The sequence below is a fragment of the Frigoribacterium sp. VKM Ac-2859 genome, from assembly GCF_013204925.1.
Lineage (GTDB): Bacteria > Actinomycetota > Actinomycetes > Actinomycetales > Microbacteriaceae > Frigoribacterium.
This window is the reverse complement of sequence record NZ_JABMLC010000001.1, coordinates 693,224-708,885: the sequence shown is the minus strand read 5'-3', so window position 1 is coordinate 708,885 and position 15,662 is coordinate 693,224. Positions and strand designations below refer to the sequence as shown.

Genomic DNA, 15,662 nt, shown 5'->3' with positions numbered 1-15,662 from the left:
TACGGGCGGGGGTGGTGATGGGGCCGGGCCACGCGGGGTGCTCGGCGGGTCAGGCCTCGGCGGGGTTGTCCACGATGCAGTTGACCGAGATCTTGACGCTCGACTCGTGGGTCGAGACGACGTACTCACCGGCACGCTCGAGGGCGTTCCAGGTGGCGGGCGTGACGCGGTTGCGGCGGATGCCCGTGGTCGAGAGCACGACGGGCACGCAGACGCTGCGACCGGCGAAGGACTGGGACGCGGCGGTCACCGGGCCGAGGGTCAGCTGGATCGTCGTGCCCGGTGCGCGGCTCTTCGAGTCGCCGAGCAGCAACCAGACGCCCTGGAGCAGTCCGTCGCGCTGTGCCGGGGCGAGCAGGCCGGCGAGCGACGACGGGTCGACCAGCGCGACCGACCGGCCGAGGTACTCGGACTCGGTGACGGCGTGGTGCAGCCAGGTCTCGCGCCGGCCCTCGATGAGGTGCAGGCGCAGTTCGGTGGCGAGCGACGCGGCCTGCGACGCGACCTTGGGCGACAGGGGCAGGGGCACGTCGCCGTTCGCGACGCCGTCGAGCAGCTTCTCGGCCGCGAGGTCGAGTCGCGCCAGTTCGTCGCTGGCGAGCATGCCCACCGCGAAACGGGGCTGCGACACGTTGCTCTGCACGAGCACCCGGTCGAGTTCGACCTGCACCATGCGACGGAAGCGGTGCACGGCGAAGGTGGCGATGGCGCTCGGCAGGACGGCCAGGGCCACGACGGTGATCTGCTGCGGGCCCGAGTCGCTGGTCACGGGGGTCGAGAGCGCCACCATGACGACGAACGCCACGAACAGCAGGGCGGTGGCCGTGACGACCTCCCGCACGGGCCTGAGGGTGACGATGGGCAGCAGGCCGAAGCCGACGGCGACGCTCGACGTGGCATAGGCGCCCACGTCGTGCAGCGGCCAGATGGCGACGAAGTCCAGCGTGACGACGACGGCGAGGACGACCCCGATGACGGCGAACACGCCCGTGGTCAGCCGCTCGCCCCGGACGGTCACGAGCACGGCCGTGCCGATGAAGGTGGCCACGTAGAGCAGCCACGAGATCAGGACGGGGGCGACGTCGGGATAGGCCGAGAGGTGGCTGAGGAAGAAGGCGAGGCCGTACACGGCCTGGAGCGCGGCGACCACGGCCGCGCCGACGCCCAGGTACCCGGTGCCGAGGGTGGCACCGGCCGCACGGGCCTGGCGCAGCGAACGCGCTCCGGTCGAACTGATCGGCAGGCCGCGAGCGGCTCGGCGACCCCGGACGATCCCGAAGGTGTTCTCGTCGACGCTCATCGCGGTGCCTCCAGGACGACGGTGGTGCCCGACCCGGGCGACGAGAACAGACGGGCGCTGCCGCCGACCTCGTGCAGCCGGCCGACGACGGACTCCTTGAAGCCCAGGCGCTCTTCGCTGATGCCGGCGAGGTCGAACCCGACGCCCGCATCCGTGACCATGGCACGGACCATCGAGTCGTCGTGGATGATCGTGACGTGGGCCTCGGTCACGCCGGCGTGACGTCGCACGTTCTCGAGGCACTCCGCGAGGGCCAGCAGGAACGCGTCGAGCACGTGGGTGGGCAGCAGGACCTGACCGGTGCCGTGCCAGCTCACCTCGAGGCCCATGCGGCCGAAGCGCTGCTTGACCGACTCGAGGGTCTGACCGAGCGGGGACTCCTCGACCGTCTCGAGGCTGTAGTCGCCCGACGCCTGCGGCTGCGGCGTGCCGCCCAGACGGAGGTGGCGCAGCAGGCGTGCGTCCTCGGCGGCCTGGTCCTGGAGCGCCTGGGGCGTGACGCCGAACCCCGAGTGGGCGAGCAGGGTCAGCGTGGCCAGCACGGTGTCGTGCAGCAGGCGGGCGCCCTGCCGCCGCTGGGCCTCGGTCTCGCTGGCCTGACGTTCGGCCCGGTGGGCGTTGCCGATGCTGTAGATGCGGCGTGCCGCCAGGGGCACGGCGCGTCCGAGCCACAGGCCCGTGACGAAGCAGGACACCCAGCCGAGCAGCACGGCCGCGACCGGGAAGGTGAACGGCGAGCCGGTCGCCAGGGCCACCAGGGTCAGTTCGACGACGAAGGCCACGATCGCCGTGGTCAGCCGTGGGCGACTGGACGAGAGCATGAGGCTGAAGGCGGCGGTCGCGCCACCGGCCAGGGGGATGATCGCGGTGGCGAGCGGACCGTCGTCGGGGCCACCGGCGGGCAACAGGGCGACCACGGTCGCCGCGATGCCCGAGGCCAGCCCGACCGGGACCCAGACGCGGGCGCGCGGCCCGGTGACGAAGAGCAGCGAGACGACGAGCAGAGCGGCGAGCGGGGCGATCGCCGCGAGGTGCAGGGGGTCGGTCACGCCGGGGATCGCCAGGGCCACGACCGAGACCGCCGCGCAGGCGAGCCCCAGGGTGCGGGTCGTGCTGCTGAGCAGACGATCGCGCTCTTGGGCGAAGATGTCCATGATTCGTGAGTGGCTTCCGACGGTGGCGTCACGGCTGCCGGGTGGCTGGCGACTCCTCATGTTTTCACACCCAGCCCCCTCTCAGGGGGTCGTGCAGGGCCCGAAACGCCGATTGTCGGGGTAACGATCCGGTCGCGATGCGGAACTGTACCCCGTGGTGTCCACCGAACTGGGGTCAGTCGAGCAAGCGGCGCAGCTGGGCGCCCACCGCGTCGCCTTCGATGAGGAATCCGTCGTGCCCGTAGGGGCTCTCGACCACGGCCACGCCGTCGCCGTCCAGGCCGTGTCGCAGGTGTCGTGCGATGACCCGCTGGTCGGACACGGGGAAGAGCCGGTCGCTGTCGACGCCGAGCACCAGCGTCGGAGCCGTGATGCGGTTCAGCGCCGCCGCCACGCCGCCCCGGTCCCGCCCGACGTCGTGCGAGTTCATGGCACCGAGCAGGGTCACGTAGCTGCCCGCGTCGAAGCGGCGGGTGAACTTGTTGCCGTGGAAGTCGAGGTAGCTCTCGACCTGGAACCGTCCCGGACCGCCCAGCGGTGAGATCTCGCTCTGCCAGCTGCGACCGAAGCGGGCGTTCAGTTCGTCGGGCGAGCGGTAGTTGAGCAAGGCCATACGCCGGGCGAGGGCGAGGCCGCGGTACGGGCCGTCGACGGCGTCGTAGTAGTCGCCGCCGTCGAAGGCGGCGTCCATCCGGATGGCCTCGTACTGCACCGTGTTCAGGGCGATCTGGTCGGCGCTCACGACCGGCGGCGCGGCCAGCACCGCGAGCCGGGCGACGCGCGAGGGGTGCGTGATCGCCCACTCGAGGGCGTGCATGCCGCCCATCGACCCGCCGACGACCGCGGCCCACCGCTCGATGCCGAGGCGGTCGGCCAACGCCGCCTGGGCGGCGACCTGGTCCCGGATCGTCAGGTGGGGGAACCTCGACCCCCACTCGACGGCGTCCGGCGCGAAGGACGAGGGGCCGGTGCTGCCCTGGCAGCCCCCGAGCACGTTCGGCGCGACGACGAACCAGCGGTCGGTGTCGATCGCGAGCCCCGGGCCGACGACGCCGTTCCACCAGCCCGCCGTGGGGTGGCCGGGGCCGGCCGCGCCGACGACGTGGCTGTCGCCGGTGAGGGCGTGCGAGACGAGCACGGCGTTGCTCCGCCCGGCGTCGAGTTCGCCCCAGGTCTCGACGGCGAGCCGCGGTCGGGGCAGCGTGACGCCGCTCTCGAGCACGAGGTCGTCCAGGCTCACGAACGACCGTCCGCCGGGGTCGTCGCCGTCGCGCCAGGCTCCGGTGACCGGCGGCCGGCCGAGCATCGCCAGGCGCGTGCGCTCGCTGATGACGCTCGACGGGACGGTGTCCTCGGGTGTGCTCTGCCAGTCCATGTGACGTCCATCCTGGACGAGCCGAGGAGGCGCGGTGCGTTTGTTACGCACACCGCGCCTCCTCGAGTCCACCGCGCAGGCCCCCACCGGCCGCCGCCCGTCCTAGCTGCTGCGGAGCGCCTCCCGGGTGACGGCGCGCGCCGCCGCGAAGCCCGCGTCGAGGTCGGCCTTCAGGTCGTCGACGTTCTCGAGGCCGACCGAGAGGCGGACGAGCCCCGGCGTGACGCCGGTCGTGAGCTGCTGCTCGGGGGTGAGCTGCGAGTGCGTCGTCGAGGCGGGGTGGATCACGAGGCTGCGCACGTCGCCGATGTTCGCGAGGTGGCTGAAGAGCTCGAGGGCGTCGACGAGCGCTCGGCCGGCGTCGACGCCTCCCTTGAGCTCGAAGGACAGCACGGCCCCGACGCCCTTGGGTGCGTACTTGTTCGCCGCCGCGTACCAGGGGCTCGTCGGCAGGCCCGCGTAGTACACCGCGGCGACGTCGTCGCGGGCGTCGAGCCACTCCGCCACCTCTTGCGCGTTCTGGACGTGTCGCTCGATCCGCAGGCTGAGCGTCTCGATGCCCTGGATCAACGAGAAGGCCGTGTCGGGGCTGTTGGACGCCCCGAGGTCGCGCAGCAGCTGCACGCGCGCCTTGATGACGTAGGCGAGAGCGTCGCCGACGGCCTGCGTGTAGACGGCCCCGTGGTACGACGGGTCGGGCTGCGTCAGACCGGGGAAGCGCTCCGCGTGGGACGACCACGGGAAGGTCCCGCCGTCGACGATGAAGCCGCCGATGACGGTGCCGTGCCCGCCGAGGAACTTCGTCGCCGAGTGGACGACGATGTCGGCCCCGTGCTCGAGCGGCCGGATCAGGTACGGCGTCGCGATCGTGTTGTCCACGATCAGCGGGACGCCCTCGGCGTGCGCCACCCCGGACACCTTCTCGAGGTCGAGGATGTTGATCTTCGGGTTGCCGATCGTCTCGGCGAAGAACAGCTTCGTGTTCGGACGCACGGCGCGGCGCCACTCGTCGGCGTCGTCCTGGTTCTCGACGAACGTCGTCTCGATGCCGAGCTTCGCGAGCGTGTACTTGAAGAGGTTGTACGTGCCGCCGTAGATCGACGACGACGACACGATGTGGTCGCCCGCCTCGGCGATGTTCAGCACGGCGAAGGTCGACGCGGCCTGGCCCGACGACACCAGCAGGGCACCCGTCCCGCCCTCGAGCGCGGCGATGCGCTTCTCCACGACGTCGTGGGTGGGGTTCATGATGCGCGAGTAGATGTTGCCGTTCTCGGCGAGGGCGAAGAGGTCCTGCGCGTGCTGCGCGTCCCGGAAGACGTACGACGTCGTCTTGTAGATCGGCGTGGCGCGGGCATGGGTCGTCGGGTCGGGCTGGGCCCCGGCGTGGATCTGCTGCGTCTCGAACTTCCAGGCGGGCTGGGCGTCGGTCATGGTGTGCTCCTGCGGTCGGGGGTGCGTGGGCCGGGGTCGTCGGCGGGGGTCTGCGGTGACAGCCACGGTACGGACCGTGCCCCCGACCGTCCACGATGCCGGACACGGGACGTAACGGGGCCGCTAGCGTGGGGCGGTGCGCCCGCAGCGGGCGACGACCACGAACGAGGCAACAGGAGGCAGACGTGGCGAAGCGGGTCGTGGTGACGGGAGCGAGCTCGGGCATCGGAGCGGCGACGGTGCGGTCGTTCCGCTCGCGCGGCTGGGAGGTCCTGGCCGTCGCGCGACGCGAGGACCGCCTCCGGGCGCTCGCCGACGAGACGGGGGCGACCTGGTTCCGGGCCGACCTCACCAGCGACGACGACGTGGCCGCCCTGCGGGCCCACGTCGAGGAGACCGGACCGTTGCACGCCCTCGTCAACAACGCGGGTGGGGCGTTCGGACTCGACAGCGTCGAGAACGGCTCGATCGACGACTGGCAGCGCATGTTCGACGTCAACGTGCTGGGCACCAAGCGCGCGGTCACCGCCCTGCTGCCGTCGCTCCGCCGCGGAGCCGAGGAGGCGCGGGGTGCCGACATCGTGACCGTCACGTCGATCGCCGGTCACGTCGCCTACGAGAACGGCGGTGGCTACAACGCCTCGAAGTTCGCCGAGCACGCCCTCGTGGCCGTGCTGCGGCTCGAGCTGGCAGGGGAGCCGATCCGGGTGATCGAGATCGCGCCGGGCATGGTGCACACCGAGGAGTTCTCGCTCGTGCGCTTCGGCGGCGACCAGGACCGCGCCGACGCGGTCTACCGCGACGTCGAGTCGCCGTTGACGGCCGACGACGTGGCCGAGTCGATCGTGCACTCGGTCGAGCTGCCGGCCCACGTCAACCTCGACCTGGTGACCATCAAGCCCGTGGCCCAGGCGGCGACGTACAAGGTGGCCAAGGGCGAGCTCAGGGTCAAGAAGGACTGACCGAGCCGGCCCCGCCGTCCGAGCGGCTCTCGCGCAGCGCCGCGAGGTCGCCCTCGACGAGGTCGCGCAGGCGCTCGTGGCGCCCGTCGTCGTAGTCGTCGGCCGGGCGCGCGGCCCAGCCGAGCCGGTCGACGACCGTCTGCCCGACGTCGTCCCACGCCCGCGACCGGGCGTCCGCTACGACCTCGGCCACGAAGTCGTCGTCCTCCCGGCGGGCGGCCAGCGCCCGGGCCACGCCCTTCGACGCGGCCTCGCGGAGCTTCAGGGCGTCGGCGTCCTCGGGACGGTAGTCGAACTGGTGACGGGACTGACCGTACGACCGGCCGGTCATCCGACGCAGTCTGCGGACGCGCACCGCGGCCGACGTCTGCTCGGCCGTCAGGCGGTCGATCTCGTCGCGGGTGACCCGCGTCGCGACGTCCTCGTCGAACGGGAGGCGCTCCTGCAGGGCACGGCGGATGATCTGGTTCGTGACGGCCACCACCAGGGCCGCCCGGACGATCAACAGGCCTTCGTCGACCGCGCGCTCGAGCGCCGTGCGTTCCGCGCGACGGCGCGTTCCCGGTCCGTGGGGCACTGGTCGACGTCCTCTCGTGGTGGCGGGTCAGGCCCCGACCCTACCGGCGCGCGGGGGAGCGACGACCGGGTGGGCGGACCGCGCGACGGGTGGGCGGACGACGCGTCACACGGGTCACCAGCGGGTGGTTCCGGCAGGGGACGACCCGCTCGGCGACCGGGGGAACGCTGCCGACAGGGCCCGCGCCTCCTGCCGTCCGGGGCCCGGAGGGCCGCAGAACCGCGCCGGACGGCGAGCCTCACCCGGGGGGAGCCGACGCGGACCGGCCCCCACCCGGCCGCCACCCGGACGTCACCCGGACGAGGCCCCCTCGAACGGGGGACCCCCTCGTTCTTCGTCTTCCCAGGAGGGACCCGTACCGTTGTGGAGGTCAGGACGTCCCGAACCCGAATCCGGGACGTGCCTCTGCCCGTGGTCGCCCGAATCGACCGCCGGCCGACGACGTCGGGCCACCCCTCCCGACGACGCCACCCGAACGCACCCTCCGACGAGGGTCGCCCCCCGAACGCGACGCCCTGCGGCGCGACGGCGACCGTCGACGAACCCAGAGGAACCCCCGTGACCCTCCGCGTCCGCACCTCCCTGCCTTCCGTCCCCCCGGCCCCCCGCGTGAGCGTCGTCGTCTGCGCCGACGAATCCACCCCCTTCGACGGCCTGACGGCCGCGCTCGACTCCGTCCTCCGCGACGGCGACGTGCACGACGTCCTCGTGGTCGTCGATCGGGCACCGCGACTCCGCGACCACCTGCGCCACCGGTACGACGACCTGCTCGTCGTCGACAACACCCGCACCCCGGGGCTCGCCGGCAGCCGCGACACCGGCATCGAGTCGGCACGTGGCGACGTCGTCGCGTTCCTCGACGCGGACTGCGTCGCCCACGCCGGCTGGGCCCGGGCGCTCGCCGCCCCGTTCGACCAGGTCGACGTCATCGCGGTCGTGGGACGGACCGAACCGACCTGGCCCGGTGCGGCCGCGTCCGCCCTGCCCGACGACCTGCTCTGGGCCGTGGACTGCACGCCCCGCTCGCGACCCGACGGCCTCGTCGGCCTCGACGACGTGGCGGGAGCGACCGTGGCCTTCCGACGGTGGGACCTGCTCCAGGTCGGTGGCCTGGCCAGCGGTGTCGACGCCCGTGAGGGCGTGCCCCGCGGCGCCGAGTTCGTCGAGCTGTGCCTGCGCCTCGCCGCGGACGAGCCGGAGGCGCGGGTCGTGTCGACCTCGTCGGCCAGGGTCTCGCGCACCGTGCGTCCCTCGCGGACGCGCCGGAGCTCGGTCGTCGGCGCCGCCGTCGACCGCGGCGTCACCCAGGCCGCGCTGCGACGCTCCCTCGGCGGAGAAGCCGACACCGCCGCCGTCCCGGGCGTCACGGCCGCCCGCCTGGCCTCGGGCGCGTGGCGTTCGTTCGTCGGTCGTCGGCGCGGCACGGCGGTGCTGGCCGCCGCGGCCGTCGGTCTCGTGGCCGGTCGCCTGCTCGGGCTGCTGCGCGGAACGCACGTCGGTCTGCCGATCGACCAGCTCGAACCGCTGCGTTCGGCCACCGTCCGCCACTGACGTCTCCTGGTCGCGACGGCGTTCCCCGGGCCCCCACGGGTCCGGGGTCGCAAGATGGACGTGTGATCGTCCCGACCAGAGTCGCCGGCCTCGAGGCCCTCGACGAGTTCCTGCCCCTCGCCGGCTCCGCCTACGCCCGTGACCGGAACCACGACCTCGGGGTCTCACGCCGCACCGTCTCGGGACTGTCGCCGTACCTCCGCCACCGTCTCGTGACGGAACGCGAGGTCGTCGGCGCGGTCCTCGAGCGTCACACGCTCGGTGCGGCGGAGAAGTTCGTGCAGGAGGTGTTCTGGCGCACCTACTGGAAGGGCTGGCTGGAGCAGAACCCCGAGGTGTGGCGGCGGTACCGACGCGCCGTCGACCGCGCCGTCGACGCCGGCGTCCCCGCGGGGTACGACGAGGCGGTCGCCGGCCGCACCGGCATCGACGCGATGGACGCCTGGGTGCGCGAGCTCGTCGACACCGGGTACCTCCACAACCACGCGCGCATGTGGTTCGCCAGCGTCTGGATCTTCACCCTCGGCCTTCCGTGGCACCTGGGCGCCGACTTCTTCCTCCGCCACCTGCTCGACGGGGACGCGGCCTCGAACACCCTGTCCTGGCGCTGGGTGGCGGGCCTGCAGACCGCCGGCAAGACCTACCTCGCGACGGCCTCGAACATCTCGCGCTTCACCGACGGGCGATTCTCGCCCGAGGGTCTCGCCACCACGGCCAGGGCCCTCGACGAGGAGCCGTTGCCGTCACGGACGCCCGTCGAGGCCGCCGACGTCGTCGGCTCCCCGGGTGGGCGGGTCGGGCTGCTGCTCCACGAGGAGGACCTCGAGCCCGAGAGCCTGCTCGCCGAACGCCCCGGTCTCGTCGCGCGGCTGTCGGCCGTGGCCGTCTCCGCCGACCCCGGAGGCCGGTCCCCACAGGGCGCCTCCGCCGCCGTCGTGGCCTTCACGACGGGCGCTCGGGACGACGCGGCGACACGGACGCGGGACGCCGACGGTCGGCCCGCCCGGACGCTCACCGACGCACGGCCCGCCGCCGTCGTCGAGTGGGCGCGGTCCGAGGGGCTCGACACGGTGGTGACGCCGTACGCCCCGGTCGGTCCCGTCCAGGAGCGACTGACGTCCGTGCGCGGAGCCCTCTCTGCCGAGGGGGTCGACCTCGTCACCGTCCGGCGGCGGTGGGACGGCGAGGCGTGGCCGTCCGCATCCCGGGACTTCTTCCCGTTCCGCGGTCGCATCCCCGAACTCGTCCGCCAGCTCTGAGGCGGCCCGGGGAGGGCCGGGGGCGGAAGCTCGTCCGAGGCTGTGGACCGCCCAGGCGGTCGCCCGTACCGTGGGCCACATGGACCAGACCATGCCGGGGGCCGAAGCCGATCCGGTGTCCCGCACCGCGCCTCCGCTGCTCCGCCCCGCGTTCATCCGACAGCACTGGGGCGGCCTGGCCTTCGCACACTGGCGGGTCGAGCCCGATCGCGTCGCCCCGCTGCTGCCGCCCGGCACGCGGCCCGACGTGTTCGACGGGTCGACCTGGGTCGGGCTCATCCCGTTCAAGCTGACGGGCAGCGCCTTCGGGCCGCTGCCCGCGGTGCCCTGGGCCGGGGACTTCCTCGAGACGAACGTGCGGCTGTACTCGGTCGACGCCCTGGGCCGACGCGGCGTGGTGTTCCGCACCCTCGAGGCGCAGCGCCTCGTCTCGGTGCTCGCGGCGAACGTGGGCCTCGGTCTGCCCTATCGCTGGGCGTCGATGCGCGAGTCCCGGGTCGACGGGGTCGTGACCTACCGCAGCACCCGGCTCGGGCCGGGGGCGAACCCGTCGTCGCGCCTGTCCGTCCGTCCCACCGACCAGGTGGTCGACGGCGACCCGCTCGCCGAGTTCCTCACCGCCCGCTGGGGCATGCACGTCGCCCGCGGCGGGCGCACCCGGTACTGGCCGAACCGGCACGACACCTGGTCGCTGCGCCGGGCCGAGCTCGTCGACCTCGACGACGAGCTCGTCGCCGACGGCGGCCTGCCGGGCGTCACCGACCGCGAGCCGGACTCGCTGCTGTGGTCCGACGGCGTCGACACGGTCTTCGCGCCTCCCGGGGGTGCCTGGGTCCCGGCGTGACGCGGGGAGCCCTGCGCGCGTTACGGTTGTCGGCATGGTCACCCCACCCGACGACAGCCAGGCCGCCCCCGCACGACCCGAGGTCGAGGCTCCCGAGCGGGAGGTGCTGGGCTGGCTCGAGTTCGGTGAGGCCGCTCGCCACCTGGCCTCCGACGTCGTCCAGGCGGGGTTCACGCCCGACGTGATCGTCGCCGTCGCCCGCGGGGGGCTCGTGCTCGCCGGTGCCGTGGCGTACGCGCTCGACACCAAGATGTGCGGTTCGATCAACGTCGAGTTCTACACGGGCGTCGACGAGCGGCTGCCCGAGCCCGTGCTGCTGCCCCCGACCCTCGACGCCCCGTCGCTCGAGGGCAAGAAGGTCCTCGTCGTCGACGACGTGTCCGACTCGGGGCGCACCCTCGTGCTCGTGCGCGACCTGCTCGCCGAGGTGGCCTCCGAGGTCCGCACGGTCTGCCTCTACAGCAAGCCCCGCACCGTGCTCGAGCCCGACTTCGTCTGGAAGCGTACCGACCAGTGGATCACCTTCCCGTGGAGCGCACTGCCGCCCGTCACGCGTGAGGTCGGAGCGGGGGCGGGCGAGTGAGCATCCACCTGGTGGGCGGCGGCTGGTCGCCCGACGACACCGAGCTGTACGACCTCTTCGTCGCCGAGGCCGCCGTCCGCGGTGCCGCCGTCGGCCGGAGCGTGCCGCGCATCGCCGTGCTGATCGTCGTGGCCGACGACTCGCCGTCCGCCGAGTTCCGTGACGGGTACCCCGCCATGCTGGCCGCCGGGGGACGCTGTGAGGCCCTCACGACCATCGTCTCCGCCGGGGACGAGTTCGACACCCGCGTGCTCAGCGACGTCGACGGCCTGCTGGTGGCGGGTGGGCTCACCCCCGCCTACCTCGACGCGGTCGCTCCGTTGATCGACCAGGTGCGCCTCCTGGTGGCCGACGGGCTGCCCTACCTCGGTTTCTCGGCCGGCGCCATGATCGCCGCGGACCGCGCCCTGCTCGGCGGCTGGTTGATCGGCGACGTCCCGGTCTGCCCCGAGGACGCGGCAGAAGACCTCGACGAGGTCACCCTCGCCGACGGCCTCGGCCTCGTCGACCTCGCCATCGACGTGCACGCCGCCCAGTGGGGCACCCTGACCAGGCTCATCGCCGCCACAGAGGCGGGACTCGTCCGTGGTGGCGTCGCCATCGACGAGAACACCGCCCTGGTCGTCGGCGAGGGCGCCCTCGCGGTGCTCGGCACCGGCAGCGTCTGGCGGGTCGAACCGCAGCTCGACGACGACGGCGAGATCGTCGGCGTCTCGGTCGGCACGCTCGGGGTCGAGTGACCGTCGAGGCGCACGACCACCGTCGACCGCTCTCGGAGCAGATCGACCCCTCGTGGGCGACCGCGCTCGAACCCGTGGCCGACCGCATCACCGACATGGGCGAGTACCTGCGAGCAGAGGTGCGCGCGGGGCGCGGTTACCTGCCCGCCGGCGAGGACGTGCTGCGCGCCTTCCGACAGCCGCTCGACGAGGTGCGCGTCCTGATCGTCGGTCAGGACCCCTACCCGACGCCCGGCCACCCGATCGGGCTGTCGTTCGCCGTCGACCCGCACGTGCGCCCGGTGCCGCGCAGCCTCGCGAACATCTACCGCGAGCTGCACGACGACCTCGGCGTCCCCGTCGTCGAACACGGTGACCTGACCTCGTGGTCGCGCCACGGCGTGCTGCTGCTCAACCGGGTGCTCACGGTGCGTCCGGGCGAGACGGCGTCGCACCGAGGCAAGGGCTGGGAGCCGGTCACGCAGCGCGCGATCGAGGTGCTCGCGGCGCGGGGAGGGCCCCTCGTGGCCATCCTCTGGGGCCGTGACGCGTCGGCGCTCAAGCCGATGCTCGGCGACGTCCCCTCGATCGAGTCGCCGCACCCGAGCCCCCTGTCGGCGTCGCGCGGGTTCTTCGGCTCGCGGCCGTTCAGCCGGGCGAACGAGTTGCTCGTCGCCCAGGGCGGCGACCCCGTCGACTGGACGCTCCCGCCCGCCGCCTGACGGTCCCGCACCCGGCGTGGCAGAGTGATCCCGTGCTCGAAGAGGAATACCAGCCCCGGCGTCGGCTTCCCCGAGCCCTCCGGCCCCCGGCCCCGGTCGAGCCCGGCTTCACGTTCGAGATCCGACCCGCGACGCCCGCCGACCTGCCCTACGTCCAGGAGATCTACAACCATTACGTGGCGAACTCGTCCGTCACCTTCGACGAGGACGCGATGACCCTCGCCGAGTGGCGCCGCAAGTTCGCCTTCGTCACGACGCTCGGCATGCCGTTCCTCGTCGCGGTGAACCCGTCCGGCGAGGCCCTCGGCTATGCGCTCGCGACGCCGTGGGGCGGCAAGGCGGCCTACCGCTACACCGTCGAGAGCTCGATCTACCTGCGGGCCGCCTCGACCGGCAAGGGCCTCGGCCGTGCCCTGCTCGAGGCGCTCGTCGAGGCCTGCCGGGACGCGGGCATCCGCGAGATGATCGCCGTGATCGCCGACAAGAACGCCGAGGCGTCGATAGGCCTGCACGCGCGGCTCGGCTTCACCGAGGTCGGTCGCATGGGCCGGGTCGGCTTCAAGTTCGGCCGCTGGCTCGGCACGATCACGATGCAGAAGTCGCTCAAGAAGCGCCGCCGCGCCTGAACCTCAGGGCAGCGGGCCGACGATCTCCCGCAACATGCGTTCGGTCGCGTCGACGGTGCCGGGCTCGCCGCGCCAGAGCATGCGGACGATCAGGCCGTCGACGGCGAGGGCCACGACGTCGAGCCGCTCGCTCGGCACGCCGGTCCGCCTCAGCACGTGCTCGAGCGACGAGTACCAGAGGTCCGCGTCCTCGCGCAGCGACTCGTCCCGCATGGCGGTGAAGAGCAGCTCGTACTGCGCCCGGGCCGACCCGCGCTCGGTGATCGCGTACCGGACGAGCGTCTCGGCCAGGTCCGCCGAGGAGGCGCGCTCGAGTCGGTCGAAGGACCGCACCCAGTCCGTGGTCGCGTGGCGCAGCGCCGCCCGCAGCAGGTCGTCGCGTCCGGCGAAGTAGTACGTGGCCGCCGAGACCGGGACGCCGGCCGCGCGGGCCACCGCGCGGTGCGTCACGGCCGAGGGGCCGCCCGCCTCGAGGACGGCCAGCACGCCGTCGAGCAGCGCGCGCCTCCTGGTCTCGCCCTTCGGGGTCAGGGCCTGGCCACCGGGGCCGACGGACCGCTCGCCCGGCCCCGGGGCGACCGACGCCCGCGCGCCCGAGGTGTCCGGGGCAGGGGCGTCCGAGGCGTCCGGGGCCGGACGGTCACCCGACGTGGTGTCCGTCACGGGGTCAGGCCGCGGCCTCGTGGCGACCGCCGAGCTCGAGCATGGTCACGCCGCCGATGACGAGGACGATGCCGCCGAGCTGGACGAGGGTCAGGGGCTCCTTGAAGAAGATCCAGCTGATGAGGGCGACGAGGACGACGCCGACGCCGGCCCAGATCGCGTAGGCGATTCCGAGCGGCACGCCCTTGCTCAACGACTGCGAGAGCATCGCGAACGCGAAGACGTAGCCGACCACGACAGCCGCGTACTGCCACCACTTGGCGTCGGGGCCGCTGGTGACCTTGAGGAAGCTCGTGGCGAAGACCTCGCCGACGATGGCGAGCGCGAGGAAGAGGTAACCCATGACGGCGTCCTGTCGAGACGTGCGACGGTCCCGGAGGCGACCTGCGGCCGGGGGAGCACGAATGGGACAAATGTACCAGAAAGCGAGATCCGTGGCCGGAGCCGCGGCCTAGGCTCGACGGGTGTTCGAACTCCACCACCTGAGCGCCCACGAGCAGTGGGACTGGCTGCGTCGCGGCGAGGTCTCGCCCCGTGAGCTGACCACCCACTACCTGGAGCGCATCGCCCGCCTCGACGGCGACGTCGGCGCGTTCGTGACGGTGACCGGCGAGGCCGCCCTCGCGCGGGCCGACGCCCTGGCCGCCGGAGGCCCCTCGGTCGCGCCGCTCTGGGGGCTGCCGCTGGCCGACAAGGACCTCAGCGACCGCGCGGGCGTGCCGACCTGGTCGGGCTCACGCCTCAGCAGGGGCCGGGTGCCCGAGACGTCGGCCGAGATCACCGAGGCGCTCGACGAGGCCGGCGCGATCAGCGTGGGCAAGACGGCCACGCCCGAGTACGGGTTGACCGCGTACACCGAGACGCTCGTGGGCCCTCCGACGCGCAACCCGTGGGCGCCCGAGACGGGCGCGGGCGGGTCGAGCGGCGGCGCCGCGGCCGCCGTCGCCGCGGGGTTGCTGCCGTTCGCGCCCGGGTCCGACGGCGGGGGCAGCATCCGCATCCCGGCCGCCGCCACGGGCCTCGTCGGGCTCAAGCCCTCCCGGGGACGCGTGCCGGCGCAGTCGGGTCTGACGAGCCTCGCGGGCCTGCCGGTCGGCGGGGCCCTGGCCCGGTCGGTGGCCGACGCCGCCCTGCTGCTCGACGCGATGGTGTCGCCCGACGGGCGCGAACCGCGGCACCACCAGGCCCTCTGGGCACCTCCGTCACCCGACGGTGCCTACCTCGGCACGGCCGTGCGGGGTGAGGGACGCTTCCAGGTCGCCGTCATGACGACGAGCCCGTGGGACGACGCGTTCGACGTCCGGGTCGACCCGCGCCTCCTGGGGGTCCTCGGCGAGACCGCCGACCTGCTCACGACGATGGGGCACGGCGTGGACGAGACCACCCTGCCGGCGTCCGACTACCCGGCCCTGTTCCGCACGATCTGGCAGGCGGGGGCGGCGGGCATCCCGGCCGAGACCGAGGCCGACCTGGCGCTGCTCGAGCCCGTCACCCGGTGGCTGGTCGAGCAGGGGCGACGCGTCACGGCGCGCGAGCTGTCGGCGGCGCTCGTCGGGCTCGCGTCGTTCGAGCGCGCCGTCGTCGAGCGGTTCTCGGCCTTCGACGCCGTCCTGACGCCGACCCTGGCGATGCTGCCGCGCCCGCTCGGCTGGTACGACGCCGAGGACGCCGAGCGCAACTTCGAGCAGCAGTGCCTGTACTCGCCGTTCACGTCGTTCGTCAACGTGGCCGGGTTGCCCGCGATCAGCCTCCCGGTGGGCGAGGTCGACGGCGTCCCCGCGGGCGTGCAGCTGATCGGGCGACCAGGGCGCGAGGACGTCCTGCTCGCGCTCGGCGCCCAGCTCGAGCGGCGGCTGCGGTGGCAGCGTCGGCACCCTCCGATGTGGTGAGGCG

Annotated in this window: 16 protein-coding genes; 9 read left to right on the top strand and 7 right to left on the bottom strand. The window is 73.4% G+C overall.

The genetic code is table 11. The annotated features are described in order from the left end of the window. Positions 1 to 49: 49 nt before the first annotated feature. From HQQ78_RS03315 to HQQ78_RS03300, 4 genes are all read right to left on the bottom strand, one after another. Complete coding sequence (locus HQQ78_RS03315; RefSeq protein ID WP_056046027.1) at positions 50 to 1,300, bottom strand: hypothetical protein; 1,251 nt, start codon at positions 1,298 to 1,300, stop codon at positions 50 to 52. Then, positions 1,297 to 2,454: a sensor histidine kinase gene (locus HQQ78_RS03310; protein ID WP_173151021.1), complete on the bottom strand. Its 1,158-nt coding sequence runs from the start codon at positions 2,452 to 2,454 to the stop codon at positions 1,297 to 1,299. Before HQQ78_RS03310 ends, HQQ78_RS03315 begins: the two co-directional genes overlap by 4 nt. 175 nt (positions 2,455 to 2,629) lie before the next feature. Further along, positions 2,630 to 3,829, bottom strand: a complete 1,200-nt coding sequence (locus HQQ78_RS03305) for a homoserine O-acetyltransferase (protein WP_173152131.1) — start codon at positions 3,827 to 3,829, stop codon at positions 2,630 to 2,632. Between the two features lie 102 nt (positions 3,830 to 3,931). Further along, a complete protein-coding gene (locus HQQ78_RS03300) occupies positions 3,932 to 5,263 on the bottom strand; it encodes a bifunctional o-acetylhomoserine/o-acetylserine sulfhydrylase (RefSeq protein ID WP_159825286.1) in 1,332 nt (443 codons plus the stop codon). A gap of 185 nt (positions 5,264 to 5,448) precedes the next feature. On the opposite strand from HQQ78_RS03300, the gene HQQ78_RS03295 reads away from it, so the two are divergent. Beyond that, on the top strand, positions 5,449 to 6,225 hold the full coding sequence (locus HQQ78_RS03295; protein WP_371740330.1) for an SDR family oxidoreductase: 777 nt from the start codon (positions 5,449 to 5,451) through the stop codon (positions 6,223 to 6,225). Here the strand turns inward: HQQ78_RS03295 and HQQ78_RS03290 are convergent. After that, positions 6,212 to 6,802 carry a hypothetical protein gene (locus HQQ78_RS03290; RefSeq protein WP_159825284.1) on the bottom strand — a complete coding sequence of 197 codons (591 nt, stop codon included), beginning with the start codon at positions 6,800 to 6,802 and terminating at the stop codon, positions 6,212 to 6,214. The two genes, HQQ78_RS03295 and HQQ78_RS03290, sit on opposite strands and share 14 nt — an antisense overlap. Before the next feature lie 558 nt (positions 6,803 to 7,360). On the opposite strand from HQQ78_RS03290, the gene HQQ78_RS03285 reads away from it, so the two are divergent. The 7 genes from HQQ78_RS03285 (at position 7,361) to HQQ78_RS03255 (ending at position 13,106) form a co-directional block, all read left to right on the top strand. Then, complete coding sequence (locus tag HQQ78_RS03285) at positions 7,361 to 8,353, top strand: glycosyltransferase (protein ID WP_173151019.1); 993 nt, start codon at positions 7,361 to 7,363, stop codon at positions 8,351 to 8,353. A 62-nt stretch (positions 8,354 to 8,415) separates the two neighbouring features. Continuing rightward, complete coding sequence (locus tag HQQ78_RS03280; protein ID WP_173151018.1) at positions 8,416 to 9,612, top strand: FAD-binding domain-containing protein; 1,197 nt, start codon at positions 8,416 to 8,418, stop codon at positions 9,610 to 9,612. Between the two features lie 79 nt (positions 9,613 to 9,691). Then, positions 9,692 to 10,456, top strand: coding sequence for a YqjF family protein (locus HQQ78_RS03275; RefSeq protein WP_254065004.1), 765 nt, complete (start codon positions 9,692 to 9,694; stop codon positions 10,454 to 10,456). A 34-nt stretch (positions 10,457 to 10,490) separates the two neighbouring features. After that, positions 10,491 to 11,039, top strand: a complete 549-nt coding sequence (locus tag HQQ78_RS03270) for a phosphoribosyltransferase (RefSeq protein ID WP_056046006.1) — start codon at positions 10,491 to 10,493, stop codon at positions 11,037 to 11,039. Continuing rightward, positions 11,036 to 11,779, top strand: coding sequence for a Type 1 glutamine amidotransferase-like domain-containing protein (locus HQQ78_RS03265; RefSeq protein ID WP_371740329.1), 744 nt, complete (start codon positions 11,036 to 11,038; stop codon positions 11,777 to 11,779). The genes HQQ78_RS03270 and HQQ78_RS03265 overlap by 4 nt, the downstream gene beginning before the upstream one ends. Then, on the top strand, positions 11,776 to 12,480 hold the full coding sequence (locus tag HQQ78_RS03260) for a uracil-DNA glycosylase (RefSeq protein WP_173151017.1): 705 nt from the start codon (positions 11,776 to 11,778) through the stop codon (positions 12,478 to 12,480). The genes HQQ78_RS03265 and HQQ78_RS03260 overlap by 4 nt, the downstream gene beginning before the upstream one ends. Positions 12,481 to 12,512: 32 nt before the next feature. After that, positions 12,513 to 13,106 (top strand): GNAT family N-acetyltransferase, encoded by a 594-nt coding sequence (locus HQQ78_RS03255; RefSeq protein ID WP_173151016.1) that lies wholly within the window; start codon positions 12,513 to 12,515, stop codon positions 13,104 to 13,106. Between the two features lie 3 nt (positions 13,107 to 13,109). Here HQQ78_RS03255 and HQQ78_RS03250 read toward each other — a convergent pair whose 3' ends face one another. Continuing rightward, positions 13,110 to 13,769: a TetR family transcriptional regulator gene (locus HQQ78_RS03250; protein ID WP_173151015.1), complete on the bottom strand. Its 660-nt coding sequence runs from the start codon at positions 13,767 to 13,769 to the stop codon at positions 13,110 to 13,112. 4 nt (positions 13,770 to 13,773) lie between these two features. Continuing rightward, positions 13,774 to 14,112 carry a multidrug efflux SMR transporter gene (locus tag HQQ78_RS03245; protein WP_056045992.1) on the bottom strand — a complete coding sequence of 113 codons (339 nt, stop codon included), beginning with the start codon at positions 14,110 to 14,112 and terminating at the stop codon, positions 13,774 to 13,776. Positions 14,113 to 14,233: 121 nt separating this feature from the next. On the opposite strand from HQQ78_RS03245, the gene HQQ78_RS03240 reads away from it, so the two are divergent. Further along, positions 14,234 to 15,658, top strand: a complete 1,425-nt coding sequence (locus HQQ78_RS03240; protein ID WP_173151014.1) for an amidase — start codon at positions 14,234 to 14,236, stop codon at positions 15,656 to 15,658. The last annotated feature ends 4 nt before the right edge of the window (positions 15,659 to 15,662 follow it).

Bases quoted from the DNA above. Each gene is read 5' to 3' on its own strand.
- HQQ78_RS03315 (WP_056046027.1), bottom strand. From the start codon at position 1,300: ATGAGCGTCGACGAGAACACCTTCGGGATCGTCCGGGGTCGCCGAGCC.
- HQQ78_RS03310 (WP_173151021.1), bottom strand. From the start codon at position 2,454: ATGGACATCTTCGCCCAAGAGCGCGATCGTCTGCTCAGCAGCACGACC.
- HQQ78_RS03300 (WP_159825286.1), bottom strand. From the start codon at position 5,263: ATGACCGACGCCCAGCCCGCCTGGAAGTTCGAGACGCAGCAGATCCAC.
- HQQ78_RS03245 (WP_056045992.1), bottom strand. From the start codon at position 14,112: ATGGGTTACCTCTTCCTCGCGCTCGCCATCGTCGGCGAGGTCTTCGCC.
- HQQ78_RS03275 (WP_254065004.1), top strand. From the start codon at position 9,692: ATGGACCAGACCATGCCGGGGGCCGAAGCCGATCCGGTGTCCCGCACC.
- HQQ78_RS03305 (WP_173152131.1), bottom strand. From the start codon at position 3,829: ATGGACTGGCAGAGCACACCCGAGGACACCGTCCCGTCGAGCGTCATC.
- HQQ78_RS03270 (WP_056046006.1), top strand. From the start codon at position 10,491: ATGGTCACCCCACCCGACGACAGCCAGGCCGCCCCCGCACGACCCGAG.